This window comes from Sneathiella sp. (assembly GCF_047631475.1).
Taxonomy (GTDB): Bacteria; Pseudomonadota; Alphaproteobacteria; order Sneathiellales; family Sneathiellaceae; genus Sneathiella.
Genome location: NZ_JBLHZT010000047.1, coordinates 18,692 through 27,944 on the forward strand (window position 1 = coordinate 18,692; position 9,253 = coordinate 27,944).

11 protein-coding genes are annotated in these 9,253 nt (G+C 48.2%); 8 read left to right on the forward strand and 3 right to left on the reverse strand.

Annotation, left to right across the window (positions count from 1 at the left end; all coding sequences use genetic code 11):
- Position 1: 1 nt before the first annotated feature.
- From ACJAYR_RS15530 to ACJAYR_RS15545, 4 genes are all read left to right on the forward strand, one after another.
- The gene (locus tag ACJAYR_RS15530; protein WP_415237449.1) at positions 2-1,237 is read left to right on the forward strand and encodes an NAD(P)/FAD-dependent oxidoreductase; all 1,236 of its coding nucleotides are present in this window, start codon (positions 2-4) and stop codon (positions 1,235-1,237) included.
- A 17-nt stretch (positions 1,238-1,254) separates the two neighbouring features.
- Positions 1,255-2,256, forward strand: a complete 1,002-nt coding sequence (locus tag ACJAYR_RS15535) for a 4-hydroxyproline epimerase (RefSeq protein ID WP_415237450.1) — start codon at positions 1,255-1,257, stop codon at positions 2,254-2,256.
- Between the two features lie 4 nt (positions 2,257-2,260).
- Positions 2,261-3,301, forward strand: coding sequence for a trans-3-hydroxy-L-proline dehydratase (locus ACJAYR_RS15540; protein ID WP_415237451.1), 1,041 nt, complete (start codon positions 2,261-2,263; stop codon positions 3,299-3,301).
- Positions 3,302-3,401: 100 nt separating this feature from the next.
- A complete protein-coding gene (locus tag ACJAYR_RS15545) occupies positions 3,402-4,904 on the forward strand; it encodes an L-serine ammonia-lyase, iron-sulfur-dependent, subunit alpha (RefSeq protein ID WP_415237452.1) in 1,503 nt (500 codons plus the stop codon).
- Here ACJAYR_RS15545 and ACJAYR_RS15550 read toward each other — a convergent pair.
- Positions 4,897-5,214, reverse strand: coding sequence for a hypothetical protein (locus tag ACJAYR_RS15550; protein ID WP_415237453.1), 318 nt, complete (start codon positions 5,212-5,214; stop codon positions 4,897-4,899). The two genes, ACJAYR_RS15545 and ACJAYR_RS15550, sit on opposite strands and share 8 nt — an antisense overlap.
- Between ACJAYR_RS15550 and ACJAYR_RS15555 the strand changes: the two genes are divergently transcribed.
- The 4 genes from ACJAYR_RS15555 (at position 5,213) to ACJAYR_RS15570 (ending at position 7,776) form a co-directional block, all read left to right on the forward strand.
- Positions 5,213-6,736 (forward strand): cryptochrome/photolyase family protein, encoded by a 1,524-nt coding sequence (locus ACJAYR_RS15555; protein WP_415237454.1) that lies wholly within the window; start codon positions 5,213-5,215, stop codon positions 6,734-6,736. The two genes, ACJAYR_RS15550 and ACJAYR_RS15555, sit on opposite strands and share 2 nt — an antisense overlap.
- The gene (locus ACJAYR_RS15560) at positions 6,733-6,879 is read left to right on the forward strand and encodes a DUF2256 domain-containing protein (RefSeq protein ID WP_415237455.1); all 147 of its coding nucleotides are present in this window, start codon (positions 6,733-6,735) and stop codon (positions 6,877-6,879) included. The genes ACJAYR_RS15555 and ACJAYR_RS15560 overlap by 4 nt, the downstream gene beginning before the upstream one ends.
- Positions 6,876-7,247, forward strand: coding sequence for a thiol-disulfide oxidoreductase DCC family protein (locus tag ACJAYR_RS15565; protein WP_415237456.1), 372 nt, complete (start codon positions 6,876-6,878; stop codon positions 7,245-7,247). The genes ACJAYR_RS15560 and ACJAYR_RS15565 overlap by 4 nt, the downstream gene beginning before the upstream one ends.
- Before the next feature lie 193 nt (positions 7,248-7,440).
- Positions 7,441-7,776 carry a hypothetical protein gene (locus ACJAYR_RS15570; protein WP_415237457.1) on the forward strand — a complete coding sequence of 112 codons (336 nt, stop codon included), beginning with the start codon at positions 7,441-7,443 and terminating at the stop codon, positions 7,774-7,776.
- 51 nt (positions 7,777-7,827) lie between these two features.
- On the opposite strand, the gene ACJAYR_RS15575 is transcribed toward ACJAYR_RS15570, so the two are convergent.
- Positions 7,828-8,235 carry a Rid family hydrolase gene (locus ACJAYR_RS15575; protein WP_415237458.1) on the reverse strand — a complete coding sequence of 136 codons (408 nt, stop codon included), beginning with the start codon at positions 8,233-8,235 and terminating at the stop codon, positions 7,828-7,830.
- A gap of 169 nt (positions 8,236-8,404) precedes the next feature.
- A complete protein-coding gene (locus ACJAYR_RS15580) occupies positions 8,405-8,929 on the reverse strand; it encodes a hypothetical protein (protein WP_415237459.1) in 525 nt (174 codons plus the stop codon).
- Positions 8,930-9,253: the final 324 nt, after the last annotated feature.

A 9,253-nucleotide genomic window follows, 5' to 3' on the forward strand; every position in this document is an offset into this window, starting at 1 on the left:
CATGGGGAAGCCAGAAACAGTTGTCGTTATTGGCGGCGGCATTATCGGACTAGCGATCGCTGAAAAGCTTGTCAGCGTTGGCAAAAAAGTTACACTGATTGAAAAAGACAGTATCGCCGCCGGTGCCTCGCAAGGAAATGCCGCTGGTCTGGCTTTTTCAGATATTATACCGCTGGCTTCCCCTGGAATTATTAAAAAGGCCCTTAAATGGTTCCTTGACCCTTTAGGCCCTTTTGCTGTTGTGCCACAAGACCTGCCAGTAACACTGAACTGGCTTCTGAAATTTTTAAAGGCAGCACATCCTGCTCAATTTCGAAGAAGTATTGATGTTCAAGCGGCCCTGATGCATTTGAGTAAAGACACTTTCCCCGGGCTACTGGAACGGACGGGTCTTTCTTCCATGGTGCGGACCAATGGTGCGTTGCATCTGTACCAAAGTGACGCCTCCTATAAAGCTGACTTGAAAAAATGGGAGTTTCGCAAAACCCACAACATTGCTTATGACTGTTATGAGGGGGATGCTTTACACAAATTTCAGCCCGGCCTTTGCCCTTCATTTGTTGCAGGGATTTTTGCAACCGAATGGCAGTCTGTTTCCAACCCCATGGATTTTTGCGCGGCAATACATACCTTCCTGACAACAAAAGGTGTCGAAACCATATATGAGGAAGTTGACCGGGTTTCAGAAGGAAGCCTCGTTTTAAAAAACGGGACAACCCTTCAGGCGGATAAATTTGTCGTTGCCGCCGGGCCATGGTCTGCCACGCTAAGCCGTCAACTGGGTGATCCCATCCCTTTGATCGGGGAGCGTGGCTACAACACGACCCTGCCAAAATCTGCCTTTGAAAATCTGGATCACACCCTTGTATTTTCGGATCACGGGTTTGTTGTTGTCCCGCTCTCCAATGGTATTCGTGTTGGCGGTGCTTCAGAAATTGCCAAACTTGGTCGGGCCGCGAACTATAAGCGCTGCAAAATCATGATGGCTAAAGCATCGAAACTGGTTCCAAACCTGAAAGTATCAGACGGCGTTGAATGGATGGGCGCGCGCCCTGCCATTCCAGACACCCTCCCGGTGATCGGGCCAGCCCCCTCCGCGAGAAACGTAATCTATGCGTTCGGCCATGGACATTTGGGTCTGACGCAATCCAGTGCAACAGCGCAACTTGTGTCAGAACTCATCGACAATAAACAACCTTCTATTGATATTAACTCTTTGCGAGCGGATCGCTTTTAAGAAAGACGAAAAAAGAAATGGCAAGACATACATTTTTTTGCATTGATGGACATACATGCGGCAATCCGGTGCGTGTCGTTGCGGGAGGTGGTCCCTCACTGGAAGGCGAGACAATGCTGGAAAAGCGGGCACATTTTCTAGCCGAATTTGACTGGATACGGACCGGTTTGATGTTTGAGCCTCGCGGCCACGACATGATGTCCGGCTCTATTCTTTATCCCCCAACCCGCAATGACTGTGATATTGCAATTCTGTTTATCGAAACATCCGGCTGTTTGCCCATGTGCGGACATGGCACAATCGGGACCGTTACAATGGCGATCGAAAATGGTCTTGTGACACCCAAAGTGCCCGGCATTCTGCGCCTCGACACGCCAGCTGGGCTGGTAGTTGCCGAATACACCCAGAACGGTGAGTATGTCGAGGAAGTCCGCCTGACCAATGTTCCCGCCTTCTTGTACAAAGAAGGCCTGAGTGCAGAAGTCGATGGTTTAGGAGAGATTTTTGTTGATGTCGCTTATGGCGGTAATTTTTACGCGATTGTCGATCGCCAGACCAACTTTCAGGACATCGACGATTATACAGCTGGTGAATTGATCGGGTTTAGTCCTAAACTGCGTCAGGCCCTCAATGAAAAATATGATTTCACCCATCCTGAGAAGCCCGAAATCAAAGGGCTCAGCCATGTCCTTTGGACTGGATCACCCACGCAACCAGACGCAACAGCCCGCAACGCAGTATTTTATGGCGATAAAGCGATCGACCGCTCGCCATGCGGAACCGGGACCTCTTCACGCATGGCGCAATGGGCGGCCCATGGAAAACTGGATGTCGGTCAGGAATTTATCCACGAAAGTATTATCGGGTCGATCATGAAAGGCCGCGTTGAAGCCCGTGCACAAGTCGGCTCTTTTGACGCCATTATCCCGTCAATCGCCGGTTGGGCGCGAATGACAGGCACCAACACGATCTATATCGATGATCGTGATCCGTACGCCCATGGCTTTGTGGTGAGGTAACGTTATGCAGTCGTCAAAAACAATTCATGTGGTGTCCTGCCATGCCGAAGGAGAAGTCGGCGATGTCATCGTCGGAGGCGTTGCACCACCACCGGGGGAGACCCTTTGGGAACAGTCCCGGTTCATTGCAAAAGATGAAACCCTTCGAAATTTCGTGTTGAATGAACCGCGCGGCGGCGTGTTTCGGCATGTCAATCTTTTGGTCCCGCCCATAAATCCTGAAGCACAAATGGGTTGGATTATTATGGAGCCTGAAGACACTCCGCCAATGTCGGGATCGAACTCTATCTGTGTTTCGACTGTGTTGTTGGAAAGTGGCATTCTGCCCATGCAGGAACCCATAACTGAAATGACACTGGAAGCGCCAGGGGGCTTGGTGCATGTCACCGCTCACTGTAAAAATGGAAAGGTGACGAAGGTATCGGTTCAGAATGTGCCGTCTTTTGCGGATCGACTGGATGCTACGCTGGAAGTTCCGGGGCTTGGTACATTGACCGTTGATACCGCTTTCGGTGGTGACAGTTTTGTTATGGTCGATGCTAAGGCGCTTGGCTTTGAAATTACCCCCGATGAGGCACGGGACATGGCGGAAGTCGGCATTCGAATTACTCGGGCCGCCAATGAACAGCTGACCTTTTCCCATCCAACAAACCCGGACTGGACACATTTTTCATTTTGTCAGATCCACGCCCCGATGACAGTGGAAGACGGCATAAAATCTGTTAAAAATGCTGTTGTAATTCAACCTGGAAAAATTGATCGATCCCCCACCGGAACCGCCGTGTCCGCCCGTATGGCCGTATTGCATGCGCGCGGCCTGATGACGGTAGGAGAAGCCTATCTTGCCCGATCAATCATTGACTCAACTTTTGGGGGGCGCATCGTCAAAACAACCAAAATTGGTGATAAAGATGCTATTATTCCAGAGTTGTCAGGTCAGGCGTGGATCACAGGAACACACCAGTTAATGCTGGACCCGACAGACCCATGGCCAGAAGGATATCGAATTGGCGATACATGGCCCATGCTTAAAAACAAGCATTAATGCGACACTGAAACAAAGCCATTCGACGGGTGCCCATCGTAGAAAAACAGATATAACTTAAACAGAACAAGGCCGTACAGGCAGTCAAAAGGCAGTTAAAATGATCTATCCTTCAATCTTCAACGATGTCATTGGTCCTGTTATGCGCGGGGCATCCAGCTCTCATGTTGCGGCGGCGCATCGGATCGGTGCCCTCGCCCGGGACTATATGAACGGTGATTTTTCATCTGTTCTGATTGAGTACGATCCCAATGGATCGTTAGAGCCGACCCACGAAAGCCAGGGATCGGACATGGGTCTGTTTACAGGGCTTATGGGCTGGGCAGTTACTGATGAACGCATGGTGGACGCAGAAGGTCATCTGAAAAATCTCGGGATTGCGGTTGAAATTCGTATATCTGATTATGGGGCCCGCCACGAAAACACCTATAAACTGACACTATCCAATGCAGAGGAAACCCTTTGCATGATCGCCATCTCGACAGGGGGCGGTATGATTGAAGTTACGGAAGTCAACGGGAAGAAGGTCTCCATCTTTGGCGATTACCATGAAACATTGATTTTTGATACGGACCAGCCGGGACTGGATAATCTGAAGGCTGATCATATTTTAATCCGCGATGACTTTATTCAGCTGAAAAGCCAACAGCCTTTAACCCTGCCCGGCGATCTTGAATGCCGGACTATGGCCCCCGTCTTGCCAATTGGTGCCCGAAAAGGCCTGTCGGTTCCTTTCTTAACAGCTGAAGAACTTCTGGCCTATAACGAAGGAAAGGACCTTTCCTTCTGGGAACTGGCAGTGGAATATGAAAGCCAACGCGGCAATATCTCAGCGGACGACGTTTTTGAGCGGATGCGTGAAATTGTTCGCATTCTGGACACCTCCATTCAAAGCGGAATTGACGGCACCTCGTACAGTGATCGGATTTACCCAGCACAAGCACCAAAATTTAAAGAAAAATCTGCGGGGAACAATTTCATAAATCTTGGATTACACAATGATGTAATTCTGGCGGTTACCGCCCTGATGGATGTCAAAAGCTCCATGGGCGTCATCGTTGCAGCCCCAACAGCCGGATCTTGCGGAACATTGCCCGGAACCTGTCTGGCCGTCGCCAACGCGCTTAATTTAAGTGAAGAACAGAAAGTTAAGGCGATGCTGTCAGCGGGCCTCATTGGTGTCTTTATCGCCCATATGGCCACTTTCTCGGCCGAACTCGGCGGATGTCAGGCTGAAACTGGTTCTGGCTCCGGCATGGCAGCAGCTGCACTCATTACCTTGATGGACGGAACCGTTCAGCAAAATATCGACGCGGCGTCCATTGCCCTCCAAAACACGTTTGGACTGGTCTGTGATCCTGTCGCCAACCGGGTTGAAGCCCCGTGTTTGGGCAAAAATGTTTTAATGGCTGGAAACGCCTTATCCGCGGCCAACATGACTCTGGCCGGTTTTGAAGCGTTAATTCCCCTGGATGAAGTGATCATCGCCATGCATAAGGTTGGCCTGTCTATACCCTGTGAATTACGCTGTACCGGCAAAGGGGGCCTTGCAACGACCCCGACGGGCTTGCGGTTATTTGAAGAAATGAACGCGTCTAAATAATCGGGCAGCGAAAGCTGATTTCCAGTTCCCCGCCGATCACGATATTTGAATGGTCCATTCCACCCTGCCTTGCAGAATAGCTGAACGGTGGGCACAGACGATCCGACGTTTTTTGGCGTTTGGAAGTTTGGGTGTTTTTGCGTCCATCGCAATCCAGATCACAGAACCTTTTGGACTTCAGTTCAGTCAAGGCCCGCTTGCTTTCCCATAATATGATCCATCCGTTGCGCCAGACCGTATCAAAATTATAGGCCGCGTTCTTTTGGTCGGGCTCACCGCCAGTGTAATGAAGCAAAATCAGGGTGATCATGAAAACATTACGCCTTATTCTGGGCGATCAGCTCAATAAAACGATCACTAGCCTGAAAGGGTGCGATCCGAAAACTGATATTCTCTGCCTGTACGAGGTTCAAGAAGAAGCAACCTTTGTAAAACATCACAAAAAGAAGATCGCATTTCTATTTTCTGCCATGCGTCATTTCGCGGAGGAGCTTAGGCAGGCTGGACATACTGTACTTTATTCAAAACTTGACGATCCCAGAAATACAGGCTCCTTTCGCGGCGAGGTTGAACGCACGCTCGCCGCCCATGACATTAACAAAATCGTGGTGGCGCATCCGGGTGAGTATCGCATGCTGAAAGAAATAGAAAGTTGGCAATCAGCGTTTGATATTCCCGTCGAAATAAAGCCGGACAATCGGTTTCTCGCTTCAGCCGAAGAATTCAACAATTGGGCAGACGGCAGAAAACAACTGCGCATGGAATATTTCTATCGGGAGATGCGCAAGCGTTATTCAATCCTGATGGATGGTGATGAACCGGTTGGCGGCCAGTGGAATTTTGATCCGGAAAACAGAAACCCGCCTCAAACAGACTTAACCATTCCCACGCCTTTTGAGAATACCCCTGATGCACTTACGCAAGATGTTCTGGAGATGGTTGCTGATTGTTTTTCCGATCATTTCGGTGATCTTCAGCCATTCCATTTCGCAGTAACACGGCGGCAGGCAAAAAAGGCGCTTCGCTTGTTTATCGATGAACGCCTTGCACTTTTCGGTGATTATCAGGATGCGATGGTCGAGCAGGAACCGTGGATGTATCATGCCCATATCAGCTTTTACTTGAACTGTGGGTTACTTCTGCCTCTTGAATGTGTAGAAGCCGCCGAGAAGGCCTATCACGAGGGTACAGCGCCCCTTAACGCGGTCGAAGGGTTCATTCGACAGATCGTCGGATGGCGAGAATATGTGAGAGGTGTCTATTGGCTTAAAATGCCGGGTTATTCCGACCTTAATTTCTTTAACGCAACACGAAACCTCCCCGATTTTTTTTGGACAGCCGATACAGACATGAACTGTTTACGTCATTCGGTCACCGAAACCAAAGTAAACGCCTACGCCCACCATATTCAGCGTTTAATGGTTCTTGGTAACTTTGCCCTTCTTGCAGGGGTCGATCCTGATCAGGTGAATGAATGGTTCCTGATTGTCTATGCAGACGCCTATGAATGGGTTGAATTACCCAATGTAACTGGCATGGCTTTGTTCGCGGATGGCGGACAGCTGGCAAGCAAACCGTATGCTTCCAGCGGTAGCTACATCAATAAAATGTCAAATTATTGCAAGAATTGCCGTTATCGCGTAACGAAAAAAAATGGACCGGATGCCTGTCCCTTCAATTATCTCTACTGGGATTTCCTAACCAGAAATCGTAACGCGTTAAAAGACAATCCGCGCGTCGGGATGATGTACAAAACCTATGACCGGATGAAAGACGACAAAAAACAAGCCATCCGTGACGACAGCCAGCGTTTTCTGGAAAAACTTTCATGAAAAAGAAATCTGACTTGCCGACCAAGCTTTGTCTAATTTGTGACCGCCCTTTTACGTGGCGTAAAAAATGGGAGAAAGTTTGGGATGACGTTAAATATTGCTCAAAAAGATGCCGAAGTTCCAAACAAAAGAGTTCAATATGATCATCGTCTATTATGATGGAAAATGTGGTTTATGTTCTAAAGAGATCAATCACTATAAAAAGATCGCCCCGGCGGGCATTTTCGACTGGCAGGACATCACTGAAAACCCGACTAACCTGAAGGAAAAGGGGATCAGCCTCTCCGACGGGTTAAAAATGCTCCACGCCTGCGCACCAGATGGGTCAATGCATGTCGGTGTTGATGCCTTCATCCTAATATGGCAACACCTCAATCGCTGGCGCGTCCTCGCCCCTATCGTTTCACTTCCTATTCTTAAGCAGATTGCAGGTTGGATTTATCGGTCCTTTGCCATGTGGCGTTTCAATCGACTGGACCATTGCCAAGTCGCCGCAAAGAACGACCGGTAACGCCACTAGCCTGCTTTCGTCAAGGGACAGCACCAACTTTAGTGACCCCCTCTTCCCCCGCTTCTAAGGCCAAATTTCCAACAGTTACCCTAAGATCTTTCAAACGATAAAAAAATACATTTTGGTGTTTTATGTATCGACAAACACATGATAAAGTTGTGATTAATACCTAATCTAATAACCGGGGGGGTTGATGAAAAAGTTTATTGTTTTTTTTACTGTGTTTATAGCGGCGTGCAACACGACAAATAACACCACCGTTGACCTGTCAAACGTAGACACCACCAACCCGTATCTCGTGGGATTTTACGTAAAATACAGCGAAATCTGCGCCCAGTTCAGGGGAAGCGGTGCAAACAATCTATCGATCCATGCATTAAAGCAACAATACCAGCAGAATGCCCGTTTTAAAAAAGGATATGCGGTTAACAACGGAACTGAAGGCTTTGACGCTGTAACAAATTTGGATCATTGTGATCTTGCCAAGGCCGTTGTGAATAAGGCCTCTAAATATCAAAAAATTAGCTGATTTTCAAAGCTTGGCCACTAGATACTATCTCTACAACGTTAGATAATCCCCTTAGGGAATGTTTTTTTCTGCGTCAGAAACAACGGCATCTGCTTCTACTTCGACCAGCCATTCAGGATTTACAAAACGGGTTATCTGCATAATCGTATCAACTGGCTTCGCTGCCTGGCAATATTTTGCACGAACATTAACAACGGTTTTCCAGTCATCAATATTGGTCAGGATAATTCTGGTGCGCACTACGTCTTGCCACCCTGATCCAGCTTGTTCCAACGCATCGCCAATGATCTCAAAAATCCGCTGAGCTTGCTTTTCAGCATTGCCAATGCCAACGGTTTTCCCCTCTGAATCAACCGGGGCCGTCCCACCGATTGTTATATATGGACCCACTCGGACAGCGCGCGAAAAACCCACGATTTCCTCCATTGGATTTCCGTTTAGTACCAATTTCCGTTTCATGCCGGAGGCTCCCCGAAAAAGTATGTTACACCCATGAATGTTCATGGGTTACACATGGCTGCCCTCACTGCTCGGTTTATTCGGAAAACTTATCTGTGCAAGAAGGAATAAAAAAAGCGGCGGTCAAACGACCACCGCTTTTTATATATCATATTACATATTGTTATTGTTATGCTTTTTCGGCCTTACGGCGTTTACGCCAACCGAGCAAACCCAAAATACCTAGCCCTGCGCCATAGAGGGGCAAAGCTGCGGGCAACGGAATGACACTACCGCCAATATCGCCTTCTCTTAATGTGAAGGTGTTATTGAGCGAGTCATTCCATTCGGTCCAGTCCTGAGTTGGGTTTAACTGTTCGATAAATTCAAACATATAGTCCCCCGCAGAAAGACCACTAATCGTCACCCCTTGCCAGCCTGTCACAGGTCCGCAAGCTCCACACGCTGTGATGTACGATACGTTAAAGTCACCGACCAAAGGATTTCCTGGGGCGCCGACATTACCGCTCGCATAGAAATAGTTACTTCCATCCACCAGGCCAGCTGGTTTTACAAGTGTATTCAAGTCAAACAATGTTGTTGTAGGACCATAGACTGTCGTATTTTGACCGGTCAGTCTCAGGCTCCCCTCGTTGGGAACATTACCGGGTGATCCATGGGTGTAGTTACCGACCCAGAAGGTCACCTCTCCCACGCTCACTCCTGGCACATAACCAAGAGCCACTGTGTGTGCATCAGCTAATCCCGAATAGGCCGAAAGAGCCCCCGCTAAAGCAATGCACGCCAAGGTTTTTTTCATAATTCACCTCGCTCTTCATTTGTTAACTATTCTAAGCTACAAACAAATCCCACTAACATTAGTAATATGCGATATTTATAAAATTATTACAATTAATAAATATATTATTTTCCTAAAATTATAAAAAATTCCTCCACATGTGCGTAAATTCTGTTGGGACGAAGGGGCTGTCTGTAACACCTGCGCGCAATAAAGATGCCGGTATTTGCGAACTATTAT

What these genes read in the sequence shown, in the direction of transcription:
- ACJAYR_RS15540 (WP_415237451.1), top strand. Translation starts at nt 2,261, where the DNA reads ATGCAGTCGTCAAAAACAATTCATGTGGTGTCCTGCCATGCCGAAGGA.
- ACJAYR_RS15575 (WP_415237458.1), bottom strand. Translation starts at nt 8,235, where the DNA reads ATGAAACGGAAATTGGTACTAAACGGAAATCCAATGGAGGAAATCGTG.
- ACJAYR_RS15555 (WP_415237454.1), top strand. Translation starts at nt 5,213, where the DNA reads ATGAAAACATTACGCCTTATTCTGGGCGATCAGCTCAATAAAACGATC.
- ACJAYR_RS15545 (WP_415237452.1), top strand. Translation starts at nt 3,402, where the DNA reads ATGATCTATCCTTCAATCTTCAACGATGTCATTGGTCCTGTTATGCGC.
- ACJAYR_RS15560 (WP_415237455.1), top strand. Translation starts at nt 6,733, where the DNA reads ATGAAAAAGAAATCTGACTTGCCGACCAAGCTTTGTCTAATTTGTGAC.
- ACJAYR_RS15570 (WP_415237457.1), top strand. Translation starts at nt 7,441, where the DNA reads ATGAAAAAGTTTATTGTTTTTTTTACTGTGTTTATAGCGGCGTGCAAC.
- ACJAYR_RS15530 (WP_415237449.1), top strand. Translation starts at nt 2, where the DNA reads ATGGGGAAGCCAGAAACAGTTGTCGTTATTGGCGGCGGCATTATCGGA.
- ACJAYR_RS15550 (WP_415237453.1), bottom strand. Translation starts at nt 5,214, where the DNA reads ATGATCACCCTGATTTTGCTTCATTACACTGGCGGTGAGCCCGACCAA.
- ACJAYR_RS15535 (WP_415237450.1), top strand. Translation starts at nt 1,255, where the DNA reads ATGGCAAGACATACATTTTTTTGCATTGATGGACATACATGCGGCAAT.
- ACJAYR_RS15565 (WP_415237456.1), top strand. Translation starts at nt 6,876, where the DNA reads ATGATCATCGTCTATTATGATGGAAAATGTGGTTTATGTTCTAAAGAG.